Origin of the sequence: Nonomuraea sp. NPDC050643, assembly GCF_040654715.1 — a bacterium.
Lineage (GTDB): Bacteria > Actinomycetota > Actinomycetes > Streptosporangiales > Streptosporangiaceae > Nonomuraea.
The window spans coordinates 179,772-201,691 of the sequence record NZ_JBFAIM010000014.1 but is presented as its reverse complement, the minus strand read 5'-3'; the positions used below and the strand labels follow the sequence as shown (position 1 = coordinate 201,691).

Genomic DNA, 21,920 nt, shown 5'->3' with positions numbered 1-21,920 from the left:
GCTCACCCAAAAGAACAGGGGCACGGCGGCGGCCGTGCCCCTGTCCTCAGGATGGTGATCAGCGAGCGGCGCGGTTGACCGCCGAGATGATGGCCTTCAGCGCGGCCGTCGTGGTGTTGGCGTCGATGCCCACGCCCCACAGCACCTGCCCGTTGACCTCGCACTCCAGGTAGGAGGCGGCCTTGGCGTCGGTGCCGGCGCTCATCGCGTGCTCCACGTAGTCGAGGACCCGCACGCCCATGCCGACCCCCGTGATGGCGTCGATGAAGGCGGAGATGGGGCCGTTGCCGGTGCCCTCGATCTCGCGGATCTCACCGTCGAGACGGACGTCGGCACTGATGCGGTCTTTGTCGTCGACCGTGGACTCGTGGCGGTGGGCCATCAGGCTGAGGCGGCCCCAGCGGTTGGCCGGATTGGGCAGGTATTCGTCGCGGAAGATGTCGAACATCGCGGCCGGGCTGATCTCGCCGCCCTCGCTGTCGGTGCGGGCCTGCACCACCTTGGAGAACTCGATCTGCAGCCGGCGCGGCAGGTCGAGCTGGTGGTCGGCCTTCATGATGAAGGCGACCCCGCCCTTGCCCGACTGGCTGTTGACCCGGATGACGGCCTCGTAGTTGCGGCCGATGTCCTTCGGGTCGATCGGCAGGTAGGGGACCGCCCAGGTGAACTCGTCGACCGGCACGCCGGCCACCGCCGCGTCGCGCTCGAGGTGCTCGAAGCCCTTCTTGATCGCGTCCTGGTGGGAGCCGGAGAAGGCGGTGTAGACCAGCTCGCCGCCCCACGGGTGGCGCGGGTGCACGGGGAGCTGGTTGCAGTATTCGGTGACGCGGCGGATCTCGTCGATGTCACTGAAGTCGATCTCGGGGTCGACACCCTGGGAGAACAGGTTCATGCCCAGCGTGACCAGGCAGACGTTGCCGGTGCGCTCGCCGTTGCCGAACAGGCAGCCCTCGATGCGGTCGGCGCCGGCCATGTAGCCCAGCTCGGCGGCGGCCACGGCGCTGCCGCGGTCGTTGTGCGGATGCAGGGACAGCACGATCGAGTCGCGGTGCCTCAGGTTGCGGTGCATCCATTCGATCTGGTCGGCGTAGACGTTGGGGGTGGCCATCTCGACCGTGGCGGGCAGGTTGATGATGACCTTGCGGTCGGGGGTGGGCTGCCACACCTCGTTGACCGCGTCGCACACCTCGACGGCGTATTCCAGCTCGGTGCCGGTGAACGACTCCGGCGAATACTGGTAGTAGACGTCCACGTCGCTGGCGTCGGCCAGCTTCTTGACCAGCTTGGCGCCCTCGACCGCGATGGCGGTGATGCCCTCCTTCTCCAGCCCGAAGACGACGCGGCGCTGCAGGGTGGAGGTGGAGTTGTAGAGGTGCACGATGGCCTGCTTGGCGCCCTCGATCGACTCGAAGGTCCGCTCGATCAGCTCGGGCCTGGCCTGGGTCAGCACCTGGATGACCACGTCGTCGGGGACGCGGCCCTCTTCGATGATCTGCCGGACGAAGTCGAAGTCGGTCTGCGAGGCGGCCGGGAAACCTACCTCGATCTCCTTGTAGCCCATGCGTACCAGCAGCTCGAACATCTGGAGCTTGCGGTGGGAGTCCATCGGGTCGATCAGGGCCTGGTTGCCGTCACGCAGGTCCACCGCGCACCATCGGGGCGCCTTGGCGATGACCTGGTCGGGCCAGGTGCGGTCGGTCAGCCGGATGGGTTCGAAGCGCTGATAGCGGTGAATCGGCATGGAAGAAGGCTGCTGAGCGGTCATGTCGGAGGCTCCTCGTCGGTCTCAGGAAGAAAGCGGCCGACGCGCATGACTCGCTCCGCGGCGAGGGAGCCGGCCTTAGAGGCCCTCGCCGCGGCAGCTAAGAAGGAGCCCGCGCAGCATGCCATGCACGCTACCAGACGTCTCGGGATGCGCCGTCCAGGATCTCAGATCGTGAGAAAGGTCAATCGGCGACGAGGACACTGAGGCAGGTGACGCAGCCTTCCAGCTTCTCGAACTCCGAAATGTCTACCTTTATCACTGTAAGTCCGCGTTTCTCCAGCATTGTGGCGGTTTTCGGGGCCGAGGCGGCCAGCAGGACGCGGTCCCCGCCCAGCGGCACCACGTGCGCGCCCGCCTCCTCCTCCGGCACCAGCAGATCCGGCAGGTCCACGTGGCGGGGGTCGCCGATGAGCGTCCCGTCGGGCAGGGCGGTCACGGCCGACTTCAGGTGCAGCACACCGCGCAGCGCCACGGGCACGACGCGCCGTTCGGGGAGCAGGGCCGCCAGTTGGGCGATGCCCTCGTCGTTGCTCCGGGCGGACCTGCCCACGTACACGTGGGGGCCGGCCTGCAGCACGTCGCCGCCGTCCAGCGTGCCCGGGCCCGCGATCCTGACCGTGTTCAGCCCCAGCTCCCGTACGGTCCGCGCCACGGCCTCGACCTCGCCCCGCCGCTCCGGCGCCCCCGGCCTGGTCAGGACGGCCACCCGCCCCGACACCACCACCGCGTCCTCCACGAACGGCGCGTCGGGCAGGTCGTCGGCGACCGGCACGTGCACGGGCCGCCACCCGCAGCCGGCCAGGGCCTCGACATAGGCGTCGTGCTGGACGAGGGCCAGCTCATGGTCCACCTGTTCGCGCTCGATGTGGGTGACGATGCCCTCGGCGAGCCGAGGGCCGGGCTTCCTTACCAGCGCGATACCAGACATAGGGCGTGTTCTATCACGGGGTGATTAGAGTCTTGGGCATGCGGGACGACGAGATTCTCACCACGATCAGTGCCCTGGTCACCGAGGAGCACGAACTGCGCGACCGCCTCTCGGCGGGCGAGCTGACCTCGGACGAGGAGCACGCGCGCATCAAGGAGCTGGAAACGGCTCTCGACCAGTGCTGGGACCTGCTCAGGCAGCGCCGGGCCAGGCGCAGCGCGGGCGAGGACCCCGACAGCGCCGCCGCCCGCCCGGTGAGCGAGGTCGAGAACTACCGCCAGTAGCGGCGGAAAACCGTTCGCTCCTGCCGGTCGCCGTGCGCTTTGCTGGCGGCATGCGGATCCAGCCCATCGACCTCGACGACCGGACGGACGACGACCTGATCAAGGGCCTGTACGACACGTACGTGGCCGCCGTCGCCGCCGAAGACCCGGGCCCCCGGCTCTCCCTCGCCCGCTTCCGCCGCGACGTCTGCTCGCACACCCCCGGCGAGCGGGCCGAGGTCTGGGTGGCGGTCGAGGACGGCGCGGTGGCGGGCGGCTACGCCCTGTCGCTCGCCCAGCTCGACAACACCCACATGGGCTGGCTGTTCCCCTTGGCCGTGCGCCCCGACCGGGCCCGTCACGGCCTCGGCTCGGCGCTGTTCGAGCACGCCGTCGAGCGCATGCGCACGCACGGCAGGCGCCTGCTGCTCACCGAGACCCCGGTCGAGGGCTCCGGCGCCCGTTTCGCGCACGCCCACGGCATGACGGTGGCCCTCAAGGAGGCCCGCCGCACGCTCGACCTCACCAAGGCCGACTGGCCGGAGCTGGAGCGCATGCTGCCCCGGGCCGAGGGCTACAGCCTGGAGCGGTGGATCGGCCCGGCGGCCCCCGAGCTGCTGCCCGACCTGTCTGCGGTCATGGGCGGCATGAACGACGCCCCGCGCGACGGCGACCTCGAGGACGCCGACTTCAGCCCGGAACGCCTGCGCGTGCACGAGGAGCGCATCCCTGAGGCCGGCGAGACCTGCTATACCACGGTCGCCCGCCGCGACGCCGACGGCGCCCCGGCCGGATACACCCGCATCTACCTGCGGGCCGACCGCTCCGACCACTGGGGCCACCAGGCCGACACGACGGTGCTGAGCGAGCACCGGGGCCGCCGCCTGGGCCTGCTGCTCAAGCTCGGCAACCTGCTCTGGCTGCGCGAGCACGAGCCCCAGATCGAGCGCGTCATCACCTGGAACGCCACCTCCAACGCCCACATGCTGGCCATCAACGAGGCCATGGGCTTCGAGCTGTTCGACGAGTGGAACGAGTGGCGTCTGGCGCTGTAGGCATGGAACGCCTCCCGCCCTCGGACTAACCTGACGATTTATGACCTTGGAGGCGCTGAGAGACGGGGATCCGCGACAGGTGGGGCCCTACGCCCTCCTCGGCCGGCTGGGCGAGGGCGGCATGGGCGTCGTCTTCCTGGGGCAGGCCCCCGACGGCGCACAGGTGGCCGTCAAGCTCATCCACGCCAGGATGGACGCCCACGCGGACTTCAGACGCCGCTTCGCCCGCGAGGTGGCCGCCGCCAAGCGCGTCGCCCGCTTCTGCACCGCGCCCGTGCTGGACGCCGACGTGGAGGGCGAGGTGGCCTATCTGGTCACCGAATACGTCGAGGGCCCCAGCCTGGGGGCCGCCGTCCGCGACTCGGGCCCGCTGAAGGGCTCGGCCCTCGACGGCCTGGCGGCCGCGATGGCCATGGCGTTGCACGCCATCCACGGCGCCGGGGTCGTGCACCGCGATCTCAAGCCGTCGAACGTGCTGCTGTCCCAGGTCGGGCCCAAGGTCATCGACTTCGGCATCGCACAGCTCATGGACGCGGAGATGAGCAGCGCGATCGTGGGGACGCCGTCGTACATGTCGCCCGAGCAGGTGTCGGGGTCGGCGATCGGCCCGGCCTCGGACATCTTCTCGTGGGGCTGCACGGTGGCCTTCGCCGCCGGCGGCGCGCCGCCCTTCGGCACGGGCTCGGTGCCGACGATCCTCGTGCGCATCCTCAACGACACCCCTGACCTGCGCGGTCTCACCGGCCCGCTGCGCGACCTGGTGCTGGCCTCCCTGGCCAAGAACCCCGCCGAGCGCCCCACGGCCCAGAACCTGATGGACCGGCTGAGCACCTCGAGCGCGTCCCTTCCAGCGGAACGAACGGGAACAGGCACGGGAACAGGCACGGGCACGGGCGCAGGGGCGGGGGTGGAGGGTGGGCCGAGCGTCCCCTTGCCGGGCGAGCGGGCCGACACCGCCGGCTCGCCCCCGCCGACCGCGGGCAGGCGGCGGAAGGTGATCGCGGGAGCCGCCGCGGTCGTCGTCGCGGTCGCCGGCGTGTCGGCCGCGCTCGCCTGGAAGGGCCAGGGCACCCCCTCCCCCGGCAAGACCACCGCGGCGGACGCCCCGACCGGCACCGGCGGTAGCCCGGCCTCGTCCCCCGCCCGGCAACCGGCCACCGCCCGCCGCAACCCCCTGACCGCACAGGCCGGTGTCACCTTCTTCGCCCCGCCCGAACCGGCCGCGAGCAGGCAGGCGGAGGAGTGGAAGGACGACCGCCCGGCTGACGCCGAGCTCATGCGCAAATTGGCCGCGGTCCCCTACGCCGTCCGCCTGGGCCAGCCCGAGGTCAGGGCCAAGGTCGCCGACACGCTCACGGGCGCCGAGCAGGCGGGCGGCGTCCCCGCCTTCCTGATCAACCACATGCCGGGCGGCGACTGCCTGCCCGGCGGCATCGACATGGACACCTACCAGAAGTGGATCAAGGGCATCGCCGCCCAGATCGGCGGGGCCGAGGCGGTGGTCATCCTCGAGCCGTCCAGCCTGGTCAACGTCCCCGGCACCAAGAACTGCGACCTGGCCGGCACCCCCGCGCAGCGTTACCAGGACCTCAGGCAGGCCGTGCGGAGCCTCAAGGCCAACCCCGGCACGGCCGTCTACCTCGACGGCGGCCTCGACCTCTGGCCGGGCACGGAGGTGATGGCCGAGCGGCTGGTCGGCGCGGGGGTGGACGAAGCGGACGGGTTCTTCACCAACACCACGGGACACCAGCGCACGGAGAAGGCCGTCCAGTACGGCAAGGCGCTGTCCGCCTGCGTCAGCCTCCTGCGGTCGGGCGAGAAGGGCTGCCCGCCGGACGCCAAGGCCGACCCCGCCACGATGCCGCACTTCATCGTCGACACCGCCAGGAACGGCAAGGGCTCGTGGGCCCCGGAGAAGCACTACAAGGACCCGCAGACGTGGTGCAACCCGCCGGGCAGGGGCGTCGGCCCGCGGCCGACCACCGACACGAAGGAGGAGTTGGTCGACGCGTACCTGTGGATCGCGCGGGCCGGCACCTCCAGCGGGCGCTGCCGCCGGGGCACGGACGGGGAGAAGGACCCCGAGCGCGGCGTCGAGTCCCCGCCGGCCGGGGAGTGGTGGCCCGACCTGGCGCTGGAGCGGGCGCGGAACGCCGTGCCGGCGTTGCGGTGAGATAGCCGCCATGTTAAGCGGAGGTTAGATCTACGCCCGCCTCCCTTGTCCGAACATCCTTCTGGGGTAAGGCTCTGGCCTGCGACTATTCCCCCCAGGAGGTACTCAGTGAGCAAGGCACGCGTGCCGTGGAAGGCCGTGGTCGGCGGCTCCGTCGGCAACCTGGTCGAGTGGTACGACTGGTTCGTCTACAGCAGCTTCGCCGTCTATTTCGCCGCGTCCTTCTTCCCTGAGGGCAACGACACGGCCAAACTGCTCAACACGGCGGCCATCTTCGCCGTCGGCTTCTTCATGCGCCCGCTCGGCGGCTGGCTGCTGGGCCGCTACGCCGACAGGAAGGGCCGCAAGGCGGCGCTCACGCTCACCGTCACGCTGATGTCGGCCAGCGCGCTGCTGATCGCGGTCGCCCCGACGTACGAGACGGTCGGCTACTTCGGCGCCCTGGTGCTGGTGGTGGCGCGCCTGCTGCAGGGCCTGTCCGTCGGCGGCGAGTACGCGGCCAGCGCCACCTACCTCACCGAGGCCACCCCGCGCGGCCGCCGCGGCTTCGCCTCCAGCTTCCAGTACGTCTCCATGACCGCCGGCCAGCTCGTCGGCCTCGGCCTGCAGATCATCCTGCAGAACACGATGTCCGCGGAGGCCCTCAACTCCTACGGCTGGCGCATCCCGTTCATCGTCGGCGCCCTGGCCGCCGCGGTCGTGTTCTACCTGCGCCGCAGCCTCCTGGAGACGGAGGCGTACGACGAGGAGGAGCAGCAGGACGGCCAGGCCCAGCGCGGCACGATCAGCGCGCTGCTCGCCCACAAGAAGGAGGCGCTGCTGGTCATCGCGCTGACGATGGGCGGCACGGTCGCGTACTACACCTACACGACGTACCTCACCAAATACCTGTCCAACACCGCCGGCCTGGCCAAGGAGACGGCGACGCTGGTGAGCTTCTGCGCGCTGTTCATCTTCATGTGCCTGCAGCCGCTGGCGGGGGCGCTGTCGGACCGGATCGGGCGCAGGCCGCTGCTGGTCACGTTCGGGATCGGGTCGATGGTGGGGACGGTGCCGCTGATGACCGCGCTCGGCGGGGTCACCGGGTTCGGCGGCGGGCTGGTGCTCTCGCTCACCGGCCTGATCATCATCACCGGCTACACCTCGATCAACGCCGTGGTGAAGGCCGAGCTGTTCCCGACCAACGTGCGCGCCCTCGGCGTGGCCCTCCCGTACGCGATCGCGAACGCCCTGTTCGGCGGCACCGCCGAGTACGTGGCGCTGTGGTTCAAGGACCAGGGCATCGAGTCCGGCTTCTTCTGGTACGTCTCCGGCTGCGCCGCGGTGTCCCTCATCGTCTACCTGACCATGCGCGAGACCCGGGACGCGGCGCTCTCGCGCGCCGAGCAGGCAGCGGCGGAGCCGGTCCCGATCCGCACGTAGCCTGGCGAGATGCGGGTTCTCCTGGTCGAGGACGACGATCGGCTCGCCTCCGCGCTCACCACGGCCCTCGCCCGGCACGGCCACCAGGTCACCCGGGCGGGGCTGGCCGTCGACGCGCTCCGCCTGGCGGGCGGCGCCGACTTCGTCCTGCTGGACCTGGGCCTGCCCGACATGGACGGGCTCGAGGCGCTGCGCCGCCTGCGCCGGGTGTCGGCGGTGCCGCTGATCGTGGTGACCGCTCGCACCGAGGAGCGGGAGGTGCTGCGCGGCCTGCGGTCGGGGGCCGACGACTACCTGGTCAAGCCGTTCCGTACGGTCGAGCTGATGGCCCGCATGGAGGCCGTGGTGCGGCGCGGCACCCGGCCCCGGCCGCCGCGCGACGACGTGGTGAGCGTCGGCGACGTGCGCATCGACCTGGAGTCCCGGCAGGTCACGGTGGCCGGGGAGCCGGTGACGCTGACCAGGCGCGAGTTCGACCTGCTGGCGCTGCTGGCCCGCGAGCCGGGCGTGGTGCGCGGCCGTGAGGAGATCCTCGACGAGGTGTGGGGCGACCCGCTGCTGTCGGCCTCGCGTTCGCTGGACGTGCACGTGGCCAACCTGCGCTCGAAGACCGGCCGGCCCGGCCTGGTGGAGACGCTGCGCGGGACCGGCTACCGGCTCGGCGGGGTGGCGTGAACTCGCGGCTGGTGGTCACGTTCACCATGCTGATCGTGTTCCTCATCGCGGCGCTGGCCGTGCCGCTGGGCCTGGCCTATGCCGCCCACCGCACGAACCGGCTGCTGCTCGACCGCCGCGCCGACGCCACCCGCTTCGCCGAACTGGCCGACCAGGCGACGCGGGACGGAGACTACACGGGGCTGGTCTCCGAGATCTCCCGCTACGCCGACCTGTACGGCGCCGCCGTCCGCGTACGCGACCGCGACGGCTCCCTGCGCCTCACCGCGGGCCGCTTCGAGGCCGACGACCGCGACGCGCTGCGCCTGGCGCTGTCCGGCCGCACCACCGAGGACCTGCCCATGATCGGCCCCCTCGGCCCGGCCACCGTGCTGCTGGCCGAACCGGCGGGCAGGGACGCCCAGCTCACCGGCGTGGTGCTACTGGAGGCCCCCGCCGACCAGGCCCGGCTGGACGTGTCGCTGGTGTGGGGCGCGCTGGCGCTCGGCGCGCTGACGGCCCTGGGTTCCTCGGTGCTGGTCGCCAGGCGGCTGGCCCGCTGGATCCTGCGCCCGGTCACCGAGCTCGACCGCACCACGCGGGCCATCGCGCAGGGCCGCCTCGACGCCCGCGCCCATCCCGGCGTCGGCCCGTCGGAGCTGCGGCGGCTGGAGGAGCGCTTCAACACGATGGCCGACACGGTCTCGGCCGCGATGGAGCGGCAGCGGGCGTTCGTGGCCGACGCCTCGCACGAACTGCGTACCCCGCTCACGGTGCTGGGGCTGCGGCTGGAGAACCTGGAGCCGCATCTGCGGTCCGAGGGGACGGCCGAGTACGCGGAGACGCTGGCGGAGCTGGACCGGCTGGCGCTGCTGGTCGAGGACCTGCTGGCGCTGGCCAAGGTGGAGGCGGGGGCCGAGAGCAAGGAGACCGCGCTGGGGCCGCGCCTGGCGGCGTGGCGGGAGGTGTACGCGGCGAAGGGGGTGCGGCTGCAGACCGACATTCCCGAAATGTCAGTCGTTCCCGAACCAGCCGCCCGGATCGCGGACATCGCCCTCGACAACGCCCAGAAGTTCGTCCCTCAAGGCGGCACCGTGTCGGTCACCCTGCGGGACGGCGTGCTGCGGGTGGCCGACGACGGCCCCGGGCTGACCGAGGAGGAGCGGTCGGAGGCCCTGGGCCGGTTCTGGCGGTCGGGCACCCACGCCAACGTGCCCGGCAGCGGCCTGGGCCTGGCCATCGCCGCCGAGCTGGCCAGAGCCTGCGGCGCCACGCTGTGCCTGCTGCCCGCCACGCCGCACGGGCTGGTGGTCGAGCTACGGCTCCCTCACCCGTAGACCGACCGGTAATAGCGGGCGGCGCCCGGGTGCAGCGGGACGACCCCGGTGCCGATGGCGTAGCGCTTGTCCAGCCGGCCGCCGGGAGCCGACGGGGCCTGAAGGCGGTCGCGGGCGCTGAAGAGCGTCTCGGTGATCGTGTACGCCAGGTCCGCGGACAGCGAGGTCCGGCACATCAGGTAGCTGGGCGTGCCCAGCGTCGGCACCGGCCGGGGCGCCCCGTACGCACCCGCGGGCACCGATGCGGGCTCATAAACCGGCCCGAACCCGCGCCGCAGCACCGGCACCAGGGACTCCAGCGGCACGAGCCGGATGTCGCCGAGCGCGGCCAGCGCGGGCGTGGGCACGCCGCCCGACCAGAAGAACGCCTCGATCTCGCCGTCGTGCAGCGCCTTGACGGACTCGTCCAGCTCCAGCCGGACGACCTCGGGCGGCCGGGCCAGCTCGGCGGCGGCCAGCACGCGGGTGGCCGTCACCGCCGTGCCCGACCCCTGCACCCCGATGGACACGGCCCGCCCGGCGAGTTGCCCGACCGCGGTGATCTCGGCGTCCTTGAGCACGACCAGGTGCACATAGTTCAGGTACATCCTGGCCAGCGCGGAGACGGGCTGGTGGCGGACGCGTACCGCGTCGTCGGCGCTGTCGGCCAGCGCGAAGCCGACGTCCGCGCGCCCGCCGGCCATCATGGTCAGGTTCTGCACGCTGGCGGCGGTGCGCTGTACCCGCACGCCCAGGCCGCCGCGCCGCAGCTCCTCGGCCAGCCGGTCGCCGAGCTGCCCGTAGGGCCCGCCGGCCAGGCCGGTCGCCAGCCGCAGCTCCGGCCGCCCGTCACCGGCCCCCGAGCACCCGGCCGCCAGCGCGGCGAGGCCGAGGAAGACGCGGCGGGATATGGGCATGAATTCACGTTATCTGGTGCCACAGAATGGACATCGTGACCGCACGCCTGCACATCGCCCCAGAGCTGAGGATGTTCCTGCCCGCCGGCCGCCGCCACGAGTGGCAGGAGGTGGCGCCCGACGGCACCTCCACCCTGGGCCACCACGTCGAGTCGATCGGCATCCCGCTGACCGAGGTGGGTCCCATGGTGACCGACGGGCGGGGCGTGGCGCCGTCGTACCAGCTCGTCGCGGGCGACGTGGTGGAAGTGCACCCGATGCCGCGGCCGCAGCAACTGCCCGCGGAGCCGCGCTTCCTGCTCGACGTGCACCTGGGCACGCTGGCGCGGCGGCTGCGCCTGCTCGGCATCGACACCGCCTACCACAACGACATGGACGACCCGGCGCTGGTGGTGCAGGCCAACGAGGAGCGGCGGGTGCTGCTCACCCAGGACCGCGGCCTGCTGCGCCGCCGCGCGCTGTGGCTGGGCGCCTACGTCCGCGGCTCCGACCCCACCGACCAGCTCCGCGACCTGCTCGAACGCTTCTCCCCGCCGCTGCGCCCGTGGACGCGCTGCACGGCCTGCAACGGCGAGCTGGTGCCCGTGGCGAAGGACGAGGTGGAGCTCCTGCTGGAGGCGGGCACCCGCCGCCACTACGACGCCTACGGCCGGTGCGGCGACTGCGGCCAGATCTACTGGCACGGCGCCCACAGCGGCCACCTCGAAGAAATCGTGCAGTCGGCACAAAAATGGGCCAACAGCAGATAACGCCCTTTACTCTCCAAGGAATTCACCTTCAGGGTGGACCGTTCTCCATCGCAGCATGCTCACCTTTCGATGGTGCGCATGAGCGGGCGCGAACCCTCATTCTCTCGCAATAAGGACATACCGGATGTGCCTGCGAGATCCGGCCTAAGACCCTGGTCACCGCTCCCCCGGCCGCCCGCGGGCACCGCGACGCCGGACGGGGCTCCTGCTGAAACGGATTGTTCTGCGTACATTGTCGCCCACCGACGTCCTTATGCCGATGTAGGCCGAGGCGCGCCGGATGTGTCATCCTGATCGACGTCTCCCCTCGAAGGAAGGTCGCATGGAGTTTCGCATCATGGGGCCGCTCGAGGTACGCGATGACGAAGGACGCGACCGCACGCCGACCGTCCCCAAGCACCGCGACCTGCTCGCCATGTTCCTGCTCAACGCGGGCCGCCCGCTGACCGTCGAGCGGCTGCGCCGGCTGCTGTGGCCGCGCGAGGGCGGTGACCGCTCCGACTCCCTCGTTCGCGGCTACGTCGGAGAGCTGCGCCGCCTCGTCGGCAAAGACGTGATCACCACCGTGTCGGGGTCCTACACGCTGGCGTTGGGCGACGGGCGGCTCGACGTGGAGCGGTTCCGGCTGCTGGTGGACCAGGGCGCCTACGAGCAGGCGCTGGCGCTGTGGCGCGGCGAGCTGCTCGAGGACGTCGACCCCGAGGGCGAGCGGTGGGTCGAGACGCGGCGGCTACGCGAGGAGCTGGAGGAGCTGCGGCTGCTCGCGCTGGAGCGCAGGGTGCAGGCCGACCTCGACGCCGGGCGGCACCGTGAGCTGCTGGCCGAGCTGCGGCGGCTGACCAAGCAGCACCCGCTGTGGCAGCGCTTCAGGGGCCAGTACATGCTGGCCCTCTACCGCAGCGGGCGCCGGGTGGACGCGCTGGCGGCGTACGCGGTGCTGCGCGACCAGCTCGACGGCGGCCACGCCATCGAGCCCGACTCCGAGCTGCAGCTCCTCTACCACCGCATGCTGCACGACGACGTGTCCCTGCACGTCTCGGCGGGCCCGCCGGTGCTGCTACCGCCCGACGTGGCCGGCTTCACCGGCCGCGCCGGCCTGCTGGACCAGGTGATCGGCGGCCAGGTCGTGGTGCACGGCCAGGCGGGCGCGGGCAAGTCGGCGCTGGCCGTGCACGCCGCCTGGCGCCACCGCGAGAGCTTCCCCGACGGCATCCTGTACGCCGACCTGCGCGAGACCACCGCCCCCGCCGCCGTCCTGGAGGACTTCCTGCGCTGGCTGGGTTGCCCCGCCCAGGCGGTGCCGGCCTCGCTGGAGCAGCGCGAGCGGCTGTTCCGCACCTACACGGCCAACCGCGGGCTGCTGGTGCTGCTCGACAACGCGGCCGGCGAGGCGCAGGTGCGGCCGCTGCTGACCTCCTGCCCGACGGTCGTGACCAGCCGTTCCTCGCTCGGCGGCCTGACGGGCGCGCGCCGCCTGTCGGTGGGCGTGCTCGGCGATGACGAGGCGCTCGACCTGCTCGTCGGGAGCTCCGGCCGCCAGGAGGACGACGGCCTGCGCCGGCTGGCCCGCTTCTGCGGCGGCCTGCCGATCGCGCTGCGCATCGCCGGCTCCCGGCTGGCCGCCCGGCCCGAGTGGACCGTCGACTACCTGGTGGGCCTGCTGGAGGACGAGCACGGGCGGCTCGACCGGCTGCACGTGGGCGACCAGGCCGTGCGCAGCGTGTTCACGATCGGCTTCGACGGGCTGCCCGAGCCGGCCCGGCTGACGCTGCGCGGGCTCGGCACGCTGTCCGCGCCCGACTTCGCCGACTGGGTGACCGAGGAGTTGGGCGGGCACGCCGAGACGCTGGTGGACGCGGGGCTGCTGGCGACGCACGGGGTCGACGTGGCGGGCCAGGTCCGCTACCGGATGCACGACCTGACCCGGCTGTTCGCCCGCGAGCAGCCGATGCCCGGGGTGCTCGACAAGCTGGCGGTGGTCGTGCTGGCCAGGGTGCAGGCGTCGCGGTTCTCGCTGGTGTCGGGCGACCCCGGCACGGCCGTGGCCACCACGGACATCAGGGAGTCGGTCGAATGGCTGGCCGCCGAGCGGGCGTTCCTGGTCGCCCTGGTCGCCGACCTGCACGCGGCGGGGCTCGACGACGGCTGCTGGCAGTTGGGGCACCTGCTGGCCCCCTACCTGGAGCGGCACCGGTTCCTGGACGACTGGCGGGCGGTGGCCGGGCTGGCGCTGGAGTCGGCGCGGCGGGCCGGCGACGGCCGGGGCGAGGCGCTGATCCTGCTCGACCAGGGCGACCTGCACCTGGCCGAACGGCAGTGGGAGCGGGCGCACGAGGTGTTGCGGCCGGCGCTGGAGACGTTCCTGCGGCTGGGCGGCACCCGTGACGTCCACCACGTCAGGCGCCGGCTCGGCCGCGTCCACCTGGAGCTGGGGCGCCTCGACGAGGCGGAGCGGGCGCTGCTCACCTGCCTGGAAGGGGCCGGCAACCGGCGCGACGCCGCCGACGCCGAGCGCGTCCTCGGCGCGGTGCTGCGCCGCGCGGGACGGCTCGACGAGGCCGCCGACCGCCTGGGGGCCGCCGTCGGCCACCTCGCCGAGCTGGGCGACCGCCACCGGCAGGCCGACACGCTGCTCGACCTGGCCGCCGTGCATCTGGCCCAGGCCGCCAAGCCGGCCGCCCGGGCCGCCGCCGAGCAGGCCAGGGGCATCGCCGTACGCCTCGGCGACCGCCTGCTCGACGCCCACGCGCTGCTGGCCCTGGCCCGGGTGAACCGGGCGGAGGGCGCGGCCGGGCGTGCCCGCGAGCTGGCCGAGACGGCGCTGGAGGTCTTCGACCGGACGGGCGACCGCCAGGGCGCCGCCAACGTGCGCGCCCTGCTGGCCGGGATCTGACCGCGGTTCAGACGGCCAGCAGGCGGCGTACGTCCTCGCGGTGCAGCTCTTCGGCCTCCCCCGTCCGTACGACGTGTCCGCCGTCGAGGATGACGAACGTGTCGGCCAGCCGCAGCGCGATGTCCAGATACTGCTCCACGAGCAGCACGGCCAGCCCCGAGGCGTGCAGCCGCTCGATGGCCGCCTCGATCTCCAGGATGATCGACGGCTGGATGCCCTCGGTCGGCTCGTCGAGGATGAGCATCCTGGGCCTGGTCACCAGGGCGCGGGCCATGGCGAGCTGCTGCTGCTGGCCGCCCGACAGGTGCCCGGCGCTGCGCTTGAGCAGGGACTTGAGCGCGGGGAAGATCTCCAGGGCCTCGTCGATGGCCTCCCTGGGCTGCTTGGCGGCCTCCACGGTGACGAGCAGGTTGCCCAGGACGGAGAGCTGGGGGAAGCACTGGTGGCCCTGGGGGACGTAGCCCAGGCCGAGGCGTACGCGCTCGTGGGGCTTGAGACGGGTGATGTCGCGGCCGTCGAACGTCACCGTGCCGGCCGTCGCGGGCAGCACCCCCATGATGGTGTTGAGCAGGGTCGTCTTGCCGACTCCGTTGCGGCCCATGACGCACACGAGCCGGCCGGGCTCGACCTCCAGCGAGACCCCGAACAGGACGCGGGCCCTCCCGTACCCCGACTCAAGGCCGGTTACCGACAGCATCGCTGGCCCTCCTCCCCAGATAGACCTCCTGCACCCGCGGGTCGGCGCTGACCTGGTCCACCGACCCCTCCACGAGCACCTTGCCCTCGTGCAGCACGCTGACCTTCGAGGCGTGCCGCCGCAGGAACTCCATGTCGTGCTCCACCACGATCACCGTGTGGTCGTCGGCGATCTGCGTGAGCAGTTCGCCGGTCCGCTCGCGTTCGTCGCTGGACATGCCCGCCACCGGCTCGTCCAGGAGCAGCAGCCGGGGCCGCTGCGCCAGCAGCATCCCGATCTCGAGCCACTGGCGCTGGCCGTGCGAGAGAACGCCCGCTGAACGTTCGGCGAGCTCTTCCAGCCCGGTCCTGGCCAGGGCCTCCTCGACGGCCTCCGAGACGCCCCTGCGCCGCCGGGCCAGCGACCACAGCGGCATGCGGAAGCTGGCGGCCAGGTCGAGGTTCTCGATCACGGTGAGCTCCTCGAACACGACCGACGTCTGGAACGTACGCCCGACGCCCATGCGGACGATCTGGTGCTCCTTCCTGCCGACCAGGTCGTTGCCGCCGAACCGCACGGTTCCGGCCGCCGGCCGGGTCAGCCCGGTGATCACGTCGATGAGCGTGGTCTTGCCGGCGCCGTTGGGCCCGATGAGGAAGCGCAGCTCGCCTTCGGGCACGGTCAGGTCCACGCCGTCGAGCGCGCGGAACCCGTCGAACACCACCTGGACGTCACGTAGTTCGAGCACGTCGGAGCCTCCCCACCATGCCGTGCGCGATGCCGGCGATCCCCTTGGGCGCCAGCGTCATGACCAGGATGAACAGCGCGCCCTGCAGGTAGAGCCAGCCGTCGGCGAACTGCTCGCTGAACGCGGTCTTGGCGTAGCCCATGACGACCGCGCCCAGCACGGCCCCGGCCAGCGCGTGCCGGCCGCCCACGGCCACGGCGACGACCAGTTCGAGGGAGGGCACGACGCCGAGCAGCGCGGGCGAGATGATGCCGACGACCGGCACGAACAGGGCTCCCGCCAGCCCGGCCATGCCCGCCGAGGCGGCGAACGTGACGGTCTTGACCAGAGCCGGGTCGTAGCCGAGGAAGCGCACCCGGTCCTCGCCGTCGCGTACGGCGACGAGCAGGCGGCCGTAGCGGCTGTTCACGAGCTGCCGGGTGGCCAGGTACAGCAGGCCCAGCACGGACGCCACGACGAGGTACAGTCCCCGCTGCGTGGAGTCGTCGGCGAGGTCCTGACCGAACAGCTCGAAGAAGTTCGTCATGCCGTTGGTGCCGCCGGTCAGCCCCTGCTGGCCGACCAGCAGGATGACCATGGCGGCGGCCAGCGCCTGGGTGAGGATCGCGAAGTACGCGCCCCGTACCCGTTGCCGGAACACCAGCGTGCCGAGGAGCAGCGCGAGCAGCACCGGCCCGAGCACCGCCATGCCGAGGGCGAAGACCGGGTTGGCGAACGGCGTCCACAGCGCGGGCAGCCGCTCCACCCCGCTCCACACCATGAAGTCGGGCAGCCCGCCGCCGCCCGCCTCGGTGAGCTTGAGGTACATGGCCATCGAGTAGCCGCCGAGCCCGAAGAACACGCCCTGGCCGAGCGTGAGCATGCCGCCCTTCCCCCAGGCCAGCCCGATCCCGAGCGCGACGATCGCGTAGCAGAGGTATTTGGCCAGCAGCCCCAGCCGGAACGGCTCCAGCAGCAGCGGTGCGGCCACCAGCGCCACCACGGCCACGGCCGCGAAGGGCAGATGTCGCTTGATCATGTGAGCACCCTCGACCTGAGCACGAACATCCCCTGGGGACGTATCTGCAGGAACGCGATGATGACCGCGAAGACGATCACCTTGGCGAGCGAGGCGTCCGACCAGAACTCGGCGTAGGAGTTCAGCAGCCCGAGCCCGATCGCCGCGAGCACCGCGCCGCGCAGTTGCCCGAGCCCGCCGGCCACGACGACGAGGAAAGCGTCCACGATGTAGTACGTCCCGAGCGCCGGCCCGACGGGCCCGATGAGCGTCAGCGCCACCCCCGCCACGCCGGCCAGCCCGGACCCGATGAAGAACGTCAGCATGTCCACCCGGCCGGTGTCGATGCCGCTGGTCGCGGCGAGCTGCCGGTTCTGCACCACGGCCTGCGTCCTGCGCCCCAGCCCGGTACGGGTCAGGTACGCCCACACCGCCACCACGCCCGCGATCGCCAGCCCCATGATGAACAGCCGGTTGTAGGGCAGGATGCCGGCCCCGCCCGCCAGCCACGAGGGCGCCGGCACCTGGACGTTGGGCGCGCCGAACAGGTCGCGGGCGAGCTGCTGCAGCACCAGGCTCACGCCCCAGGTGAGCAGCAGCGTGTCCAGCGGCCTGCCGTAGAAGTGCCGGATGGCCGTCCGCTCCAGGATCAGCCCCATCACCCCGGCGACCAGGAACGCCACCGGCAGCGCCAGCACCAGGTCCTGCAGCAGGAACGCGGTGTAGGCCCCGGCCATGATGAACTCGCCGTGCGCCATGTTGATCACGCCCATCTGGCCGAACGTGAACGTCAGCCCGAGCGCGATCAGCAGCAGCACCGCCCCGATCGACAGCCCGATGGGAAGCTGGTTGACGAAGGCCGACATCACTGCCCCGCCGCCAGGGCGCCGGCCCAGGGATAGCCCTTGAGGTACGGGTCCGGCTTGATCGGCTTGCCCGAGTCCCAGACCTGCTTGATGAGCCCGTCGGGCTGGATGATGCCGATGCGGGCGGTCTTGTACATGTGCTGGTTCTCGCCGTCGATGGTGACCAGCCCCTCGGGGCGCTCGAGCGCGATGCCCGGCGCGGCCTTCCTGACCGCCTCGACCTCGGTCGTGCCCGCCTTCTTGGCGGCCTCGGCCCACAGGTAGACGGCGTTGTAGCCGGCCTCCATGGGGTCGCTGGTGACCTTGTTCTGCCCGTACTTGGCCTTGTACGCCTTGACGAACGCCTCGTTGGCCGGGGTCTCCGTGGTCTGGTAGTAGTTCCAGGCGACGGGCTGGCCCACGATGTTGTCCACGCCGATGCCGGTGACCTCCTCCTCGGCGATGCTCACCGACAGCACGGGCATGCTCTCCGCCGTGGCTCCGGCGCTCTTGAGCTGCTTGAAGAACGCGACGTTCGAATCGCCGTTGAGCGTGTTGAAGACCGCGTCCGGCTTGGCGCCCATGACCTTGTTGACCAGCGTGGAGTACTCGGTGTGGCCCAGCGGGGTGTACTCCTCGCCGAGGATCTCCATCCCGTTCGCGGCCGCGTACGCCTTGATGATCTTGTTCGCGGTGCGCGGGAAGACGTAGTCGCTGCCCACCAGGAACAGCTTCTTCTTGCCCTGCTCCTTCAGGTAGTCCAGGCCGGGAATGATCTGCTGGTTGGTGGTCGCGCCGGTGTAGAAGATGTACGGCGAGCTCTCCAGCCCTTCGTACTGCACCGGATACCACAGCAGCGCCTTGTACCGTTCGAAGACCGGCAGCATCGCCTTCCTGCTGGCCGAGGTCCAGCCGCCGAAGACGGTGGCGACCTTGTCCTGCCTGATGAGCTTCGTGGCCTTCTCCGCGAACGTGGGCCAGTCGGAGGCGCCGTCCTCCACGACGGGCACCAGCGTCTTGCCGAGCACGCCGCCGGCCTTGTTGATCTCTTCGATCGCGAGCAACTCGGCGTCGCGCACGGTGACCTCGCTGATCGCCATCGTGCCGCTGAGAGAATGGAGCAGGCCGACCTTGATCTCGTTCGACGAGGCGGCGGGGTCGGCGTCGGATCCGCAGGCCGCGAGGGCCAAGAGGAGGAGCGCGGAGACGATCGGGCGGGAAATGCGCACAGGAGTTCCTTCCTGCCGTCCGGTTCTGCGAGAAAGGTGACCCCGCGACATTTCGCCGTAAGATCCCGAACGTTAATTGGCGATTGCCAAACGTTCACAAATGCACAAAACCCGTCATGTGGTGCTTCACCGCACCGCGAAACCAACACGACATGCCCCGGCAACAGCGTGGAAACGACCGGTTCCTAAGGTCCGGCCATGCGGCTTACCTCACACGAGCAGGAGCGGCTGCTCATCCACGTCGCCGCCGGAGTGGCGCGCGAGCGGCAGGCCCGTGGCCTGCGGCTCAACCACCCCGAGGCTACCGCCATCATCGCGTCCTTCCTCATGGAGGGTGCCAGGGACGGGCGCAGCGTGGCCGACCTGATGGAGGCGGGGCGGTCGGTGCTCGCCCGCGCCGACGTCATGGAAGGCGTGCCGGAGATGCTGGAGAGCGTGCAGATCGAGGCGACGTTCCCCGACGGCACGAAACTGGTCACCGTCCACAGGCCGATCCCGTGATCCCCGGCGAATACGCGCACCCCGACGGCTCGATCGCGCTCAACCCGGGGCGCGAGCGGGTGACGGTGCGCGTGGTCAACACGGCCGACCGGCCGGTGCAGGTGGGCTCGCACTACCACTTCGCCGCCGCCAACCCCGGGCTGGAGTTCGATCGCGAGGCCGCCTGGGGCAGACGCCTCGACGTGCCCGCCGGGACGGCCGTCAGGTTCGAGCCCGGCGTCGAGCGCGACGTGACGCTGGTGCCGCTGGCCGGGCACCGGGTGGTGCCGGGGCTGCGCCCGGAGTGGGCGGGGCCGCTCGATGGCTGACGCAGCCCGGATCTCCCGCGCCCGCTACGCGGCGCTCTACGGGCCCACGACCGGCGACCGGATCCGCCTGGCCGACACCGACCTGTTCATCGAGGTCACCGAAGACCTGTCCATCGGGCCGTCCGGCCCCGGCGACGAGGCCGTCTTCGGCGGCGGCAAGGTCATCCGCGAGTCCATGGGCCAGGCGCGCACCACCCGGGCCGAGGGCGCGGCCGACCTGGTCATCACCGGCGTGGTGATCCTCGACCACTGGGGCGTGGTGAAGGCCGACGTCGGCATCCGCGACGGCCGCATCCACACCATCGGCAAGGCCGGCAACCCCGACACGATGGACGGCGTCGACCTCGTCATCGGGCCCTCCACCGAGGTGCTCGCCGGCAACGGCAAGATCCTCACCGCCGGGGCCGTCGACTCGCACGTCCACCTGATCTGCCCGCAACTGCTCGACGAGGCCATCGGGTCGGGCGTCACCACGATCGTCGGCGGCGGCACCGGGCCCGTCGAGGGCACCAAGGCCACCACCGTCACCGGCACCTGGTACCTCGCCCGGATGCTGGAGTCGCTCGACTCCTACCCCCTGAACTTCGCGCTGCTCGGCAAGGGCAACACGGTCAGCGGCGAGGCCCTGGTCGAGCAGCTCAGGGCCGGGGCCTCCGGCTTCAAGCTGCACGAAGACTGGGGCACGACGCCGGCCGCCATCGACGCCTGCCTGACCGTGGCCGACGCCTCCGGGGTGCAGGTCACCATCCACACCGACACGCTGAACGAGGCCGGTTTCGTCGAGTCGACGCTCAAGGCGATCGGCGACCGGATGATCCACGCCTACCACACCGAGGGGGCCGGGGGCGGGCACGCGCCCGACATCATCCGGGTGGCCGCCTACCCCAACGTGCTGCCGTCCTCCACCAACCCGACCAGGCCGCACACCGTCAACACGCTCGACGAGCACCTCGACATGCTGATGGTCTGCCACCACCTGAACCCGTCGATCCCCGAGGACCTCGCCTTCGCCGAGTCGCGCATCAGGCCGACGACGATGGCCGCCGAGGACGTGCTGCACGACCTGGGGGCGATCTCGATGATCGGCTCCGACTCGCAGGCCATGGGGCGGATCGGCGAGACGATCATCCGTACGTGGCAGACGGCGCACGTCATGAAGGGCCGCCGCGGCCAACTGGGCGACGGCCCGGCGGACAACCTCCGCGCCCGCCGCTACATCGCCAAATACACGATCTGCCCCGCCATCGCCCACGGCCTGGACGCCGAACTCGGCTCCGTCGAGACCGGCAAGCTCGCCGACCTCGTCCTGTGGGACCCGGCCTTCTTCGGGGTCAAGCCCGACCTGGTGCTCAAGGGCGGCGTGGTGGCCTGGGCCCAGATGGGCGACGCCAACGCCTCCATCCCGACGCCTCAGCCGGTGCTGCCCCGTCCCATGTTCGGCGCCTCCCCGGTCACGGCGGCCGCCACCTCGCTCCACTTCGTCTCGCCCCTCGCCCTGGAGTCGGGCCTCGCCGACCGCCTGGCCGTACGCCGCCGCCTGGCCCCGGTGGCGGACGTCCGCCGGCGCGGCAAGTCCTCGATGCCCCTCAACGACGCCCTGCCCGAGATCGAGATCTCCCCCGACACCTTCGAGGTCCGCGTCAACGGCGACCTCATCGAACCCGCCCCCGCCACCAGCCTGCCCATGGCGCAGCGCTACTTCCTGTTCTGATGAACCCGTCCCTGCTCCTCCTCACCGACTCCCGCCTCCCGGCCGGCGGCCACGCCCACTCGGGCGGCACCGAACGCGCCGTCGCGTCGGGGGCGGTCCACGACGTGCCGTCCCTGGCGGCCTTCCTGGACGGCCGCCTCCACACCACGGGCACGGTCACCGCCGCCCTGACGGCGGCCGCCTGCATGACGGCCGCCGCCTGCGGGTCCGCCGCCGGTGGCGAGTCGGCCTCCGCCTGCTTGCCGACCGCCGACCGCGTGCCGACCGCCGGTGGCGGGCGGCCCTGGGTGGTGCTTGAAGCCGAGGTGGATGCCCGGACCGCGTCGCCCGCCCAGCGCGACGCCTCCAGGACGCAGGGCCGGTTGCTCCTCCGGGTGGCCCGCCGGGTGTGGCCGTCGCCCGTCCTCGACGACCTGGCGCGGGCCGTACCGAACCCTCACCACCCGATCGTGCTCGGCGCGGCGGCGCACGTGGCCGGGGCCACGCCCGAGGAGGCCGCGGTGGCGGCGGCCTACCACGCGGTCAGCGGCCCGGCGACCGCGGCCGTACGCCTGCTCGGCCTCGATCCGGTCGCCGTGCACGCCCTGCTCGCCGACCTCGCCCCCGCCATCACCGCCGTCGCCGCCCAGGCGTGCCTGGCCGCCGCCGGCGCGCACCCCTGGCCGGACCTCGCCCCCCGCTGGGAGGCGCTGCCCGCCCACTCCGCTCCAGCCCTGGACCTCCTGGCCGAGCAGCACGCGCGGGCCGGGGTCAGGCTGTTCGTCTCCTAG

Annotated in this window: 20 protein-coding genes; 12 read left to right on the top strand and 8 right to left on the bottom strand. The window is 71.9% G+C overall.

Annotated features, from left to right (window positions below; genetic code table 11):
- Positions 1 to 58: 58 nt before the first annotated feature.
- Complete coding sequence (gene leuA / locus AB0I15_RS21120) at positions 59 to 1,765, bottom strand: 2-isopropylmalate synthase (RefSeq protein ID WP_358097812.1); 1,707 nt, start codon at positions 1,763 to 1,765, stop codon at positions 59 to 61.
- A 181-nt stretch (positions 1,766 to 1,946) separates the two neighbouring features.
- Complete coding sequence (ddaH, locus tag AB0I15_RS21115; protein WP_358097809.1) at positions 1,947 to 2,693, bottom strand: dimethylargininase; 747 nt, start codon at positions 2,691 to 2,693, stop codon at positions 1,947 to 1,949.
- A gap of 38 nt (positions 2,694 to 2,731) precedes the next feature.
- Between ddaH and AB0I15_RS21110 the strand changes: the two genes are divergently transcribed.
- From AB0I15_RS21110 to AB0I15_RS21085, 6 genes are all read left to right on the top strand, one after another.
- Positions 2,732 to 2,977 carry a DUF2630 family protein gene (locus AB0I15_RS21110; protein WP_358097806.1) on the top strand — a complete coding sequence of 82 codons (246 nt, stop codon included), beginning with the start codon at positions 2,732 to 2,734 and terminating at the stop codon, positions 2,975 to 2,977.
- A 50-nt stretch (positions 2,978 to 3,027) separates the two neighbouring features.
- A complete protein-coding gene (locus tag AB0I15_RS21105) occupies positions 3,028 to 4,011 on the top strand; it encodes a GNAT family N-acetyltransferase (RefSeq protein ID WP_358097803.1) in 984 nt (327 codons plus the stop codon).
- A gap of 40 nt (positions 4,012 to 4,051) precedes the next feature.
- The gene (locus AB0I15_RS21100) at positions 4,052 to 6,184 is read left to right on the top strand and encodes a glycoside hydrolase family 6 protein (protein WP_358097800.1); all 2,133 of its coding nucleotides are present in this window, start codon (positions 4,052 to 4,054) and stop codon (positions 6,182 to 6,184) included.
- 108 nt (positions 6,185 to 6,292) lie between these two features.
- Positions 6,293 to 7,606 carry an MFS transporter gene (locus AB0I15_RS21095; RefSeq protein ID WP_358097798.1) on the top strand — a complete coding sequence of 438 codons (1,314 nt, stop codon included), beginning with the start codon at positions 6,293 to 6,295 and terminating at the stop codon, positions 7,604 to 7,606.
- A 9-nt stretch (positions 7,607 to 7,615) separates the two neighbouring features.
- Entirely contained in the window at positions 7,616 to 8,281 is a 666-nt protein-coding gene (locus AB0I15_RS21090) for a response regulator transcription factor (RefSeq protein ID WP_358097795.1), read from the top strand.
- On the top strand, positions 8,278 to 9,597 hold the full coding sequence (locus AB0I15_RS21085) for a HAMP domain-containing sensor histidine kinase (protein ID WP_358097792.1): 1,320 nt from the start codon (positions 8,278 to 8,280) through the stop codon (positions 9,595 to 9,597). Before AB0I15_RS21090 ends, AB0I15_RS21085 begins: the two co-directional genes overlap by 4 nt.
- Here AB0I15_RS21085 and AB0I15_RS21080 read toward each other — a convergent pair.
- Entirely contained in the window at positions 9,588 to 10,493 is a 906-nt protein-coding gene (locus AB0I15_RS21080; protein WP_358097789.1) for a TAXI family TRAP transporter solute-binding subunit, read from the bottom strand. The genes AB0I15_RS21085 and AB0I15_RS21080 overlap by 10 nt on opposite strands.
- A gap of 26 nt (positions 10,494 to 10,519) precedes the next feature.
- Here AB0I15_RS21080 and AB0I15_RS21075 point away from each other — a divergent pair, with 26 nt between their 5' ends.
- Both AB0I15_RS21075 and AB0I15_RS21070 read left to right on the top strand, forming a co-directional pair.
- Positions 10,520 to 11,242, top strand: coding sequence for a Mut7-C RNAse domain-containing protein (locus tag AB0I15_RS21075; protein WP_358097786.1), 723 nt, complete (start codon positions 10,520 to 10,522; stop codon positions 11,240 to 11,242).
- A 322-nt stretch (positions 11,243 to 11,564) separates the two neighbouring features.
- Positions 11,565 to 14,135 (top strand): BTAD domain-containing putative transcriptional regulator, encoded by a 2,571-nt coding sequence (locus AB0I15_RS21070; RefSeq protein WP_358097783.1) that lies wholly within the window; start codon positions 11,565 to 11,567, stop codon positions 14,133 to 14,135.
- Positions 14,136 to 14,142: 7 nt separating this feature from the next.
- Here AB0I15_RS21070 and urtE read toward each other — a convergent pair whose 3' ends face one another.
- Genes urtE through urtA form a run of 5 tightly spaced genes read right to left on the bottom strand, consistent with a single transcriptional unit; the run spans position 14,143 to position 18,630 of the window.
- Positions 14,143 to 14,832 (bottom strand): urea ABC transporter ATP-binding subunit UrtE, encoded by a 690-nt coding sequence (gene urtE / locus AB0I15_RS21065; protein ID WP_358097780.1) that lies wholly within the window; start codon positions 14,830 to 14,832, stop codon positions 14,143 to 14,145.
- Positions 14,810 to 15,559 carry an urea ABC transporter ATP-binding protein UrtD gene (urtD, locus tag AB0I15_RS21060; protein ID WP_358097777.1) on the bottom strand — a complete coding sequence of 250 codons (750 nt, stop codon included), beginning with the start codon at positions 15,557 to 15,559 and terminating at the stop codon, positions 14,810 to 14,812. The genes urtE and urtD overlap by 23 nt, the downstream gene beginning before the upstream one ends.
- On the bottom strand, positions 15,543 to 16,577 hold the full coding sequence (gene urtC, locus AB0I15_RS21055; protein WP_358097774.1) for an urea ABC transporter permease subunit UrtC: 1,035 nt from the start codon (positions 16,575 to 16,577) through the stop codon (positions 15,543 to 15,545). Before urtC ends, urtD begins: the two co-directional genes overlap by 17 nt.
- Entirely contained in the window at positions 16,574 to 17,422 is an 849-nt protein-coding gene (gene urtB, locus AB0I15_RS21050; protein WP_358097771.1) for an urea ABC transporter permease subunit UrtB, read from the bottom strand. Before urtB ends, urtC begins: the two co-directional genes overlap by 4 nt.
- Positions 17,422 to 18,630 (bottom strand): urea ABC transporter substrate-binding protein, encoded by a 1,209-nt coding sequence (urtA, locus tag AB0I15_RS21045; protein ID WP_358097768.1) that lies wholly within the window; start codon positions 18,628 to 18,630, stop codon positions 17,422 to 17,424. Before urtA ends, urtB begins: the two co-directional genes overlap by 1 nt.
- 198 nt (positions 18,631 to 18,828) lie before the next feature.
- Between urtA and AB0I15_RS21040 the strand changes: the two genes are divergently transcribed.
- The 4 genes from AB0I15_RS21040 to AB0I15_RS21025 are packed head-to-tail and all read left to right on the top strand — an operon-like array spanning position 18,829 to position 21,920.
- Positions 18,829 to 19,131 (top strand): urease subunit gamma, encoded by a 303-nt coding sequence (locus AB0I15_RS21040; RefSeq protein ID WP_358097766.1) that lies wholly within the window; start codon positions 18,829 to 18,831, stop codon positions 19,129 to 19,131.
- Positions 19,128 to 19,439, top strand: a complete 312-nt coding sequence (locus AB0I15_RS21035) for an urease subunit beta (protein WP_358097763.1) — start codon at positions 19,128 to 19,130, stop codon at positions 19,437 to 19,439. The genes AB0I15_RS21040 and AB0I15_RS21035 overlap by 4 nt, the downstream gene beginning before the upstream one ends.
- Positions 19,432 to 21,150, top strand: coding sequence for an urease subunit alpha (locus AB0I15_RS21030; RefSeq protein WP_358097761.1), 1,719 nt, complete (start codon positions 19,432 to 19,434; stop codon positions 21,148 to 21,150). Before AB0I15_RS21035 ends, AB0I15_RS21030 begins: the two co-directional genes overlap by 8 nt.
- Positions 21,150 to 21,920: an urease accessory UreF family protein gene (locus tag AB0I15_RS21025; RefSeq protein ID WP_358097758.1), complete on the top strand. Its 771-nt coding sequence runs from the start codon at positions 21,150 to 21,152 to the stop codon at positions 21,918 to 21,920. The genes AB0I15_RS21030 and AB0I15_RS21025 overlap by 1 nt, the downstream gene beginning before the upstream one ends.

Excerpts from the sequence above, each read along its gene's own strand:
- leuA (WP_358097812.1), bottom strand. The coding sequence starts at position 1,765 with ATGACCGCTCAGCAGCCTTCTTCCATGCCGATTCACCGCTATCAGCGC.
- ddaH (WP_358097809.1), bottom strand. The coding sequence starts at position 2,693 with ATGTCTGGTATCGCGCTGGTAAGGAAGCCCGGCCCTCGGCTCGCCGAG.
- AB0I15_RS21110 (WP_358097806.1), top strand. The coding sequence starts at position 2,732 with ATGCGGGACGACGAGATTCTCACCACGATCAGTGCCCTGGTCACCGAG.
- AB0I15_RS21105 (WP_358097803.1), top strand. The coding sequence starts at position 3,028 with ATGCGGATCCAGCCCATCGACCTCGACGACCGGACGGACGACGACCTG.
- AB0I15_RS21100 (WP_358097800.1), top strand. The coding sequence starts at position 4,052 with ATGACCTTGGAGGCGCTGAGAGACGGGGATCCGCGACAGGTGGGGCCC.
- AB0I15_RS21090 (WP_358097795.1), top strand. The coding sequence starts at position 7,616 with ATGCGGGTTCTCCTGGTCGAGGACGACGATCGGCTCGCCTCCGCGCTC.
- AB0I15_RS21080 (WP_358097789.1), bottom strand. The coding sequence starts at position 10,493 with ATGCCCATATCCCGCCGCGTCTTCCTCGGCCTCGCCGCGCTGGCGGCC.
- AB0I15_RS21075 (WP_358097786.1), top strand. The coding sequence starts at position 10,520 with ATGGACATCGTGACCGCACGCCTGCACATCGCCCCAGAGCTGAGGATG.
- AB0I15_RS21070 (WP_358097783.1), top strand. The coding sequence starts at position 11,565 with ATGGAGTTTCGCATCATGGGGCCGCTCGAGGTACGCGATGACGAAGGA.
- urtE (WP_358097780.1), bottom strand. The coding sequence starts at position 14,832 with ATGCTGTCGGTAACCGGCCTTGAGTCGGGGTACGGGAGGGCCCGCGTC.
- urtC (WP_358097774.1), bottom strand. The coding sequence starts at position 16,577 with ATGATCAAGCGACATCTGCCCTTCGCGGCCGTGGCCGTGGTGGCGCTG.
- urtB (WP_358097771.1), bottom strand. The coding sequence starts at position 17,422 with ATGTCGGCCTTCGTCAACCAGCTTCCCATCGGGCTGTCGATCGGGGCG.
- AB0I15_RS21040 (WP_358097766.1), top strand. The coding sequence starts at position 18,829 with ATGCGGCTTACCTCACACGAGCAGGAGCGGCTGCTCATCCACGTCGCC.
- AB0I15_RS21030 (WP_358097761.1), top strand. The coding sequence starts at position 19,432 with ATGGCTGACGCAGCCCGGATCTCCCGCGCCCGCTACGCGGCGCTCTAC.
- AB0I15_RS21025 (WP_358097758.1), top strand. The coding sequence starts at position 21,150 with ATGAACCCGTCCCTGCTCCTCCTCACCGACTCCCGCCTCCCGGCCGGC.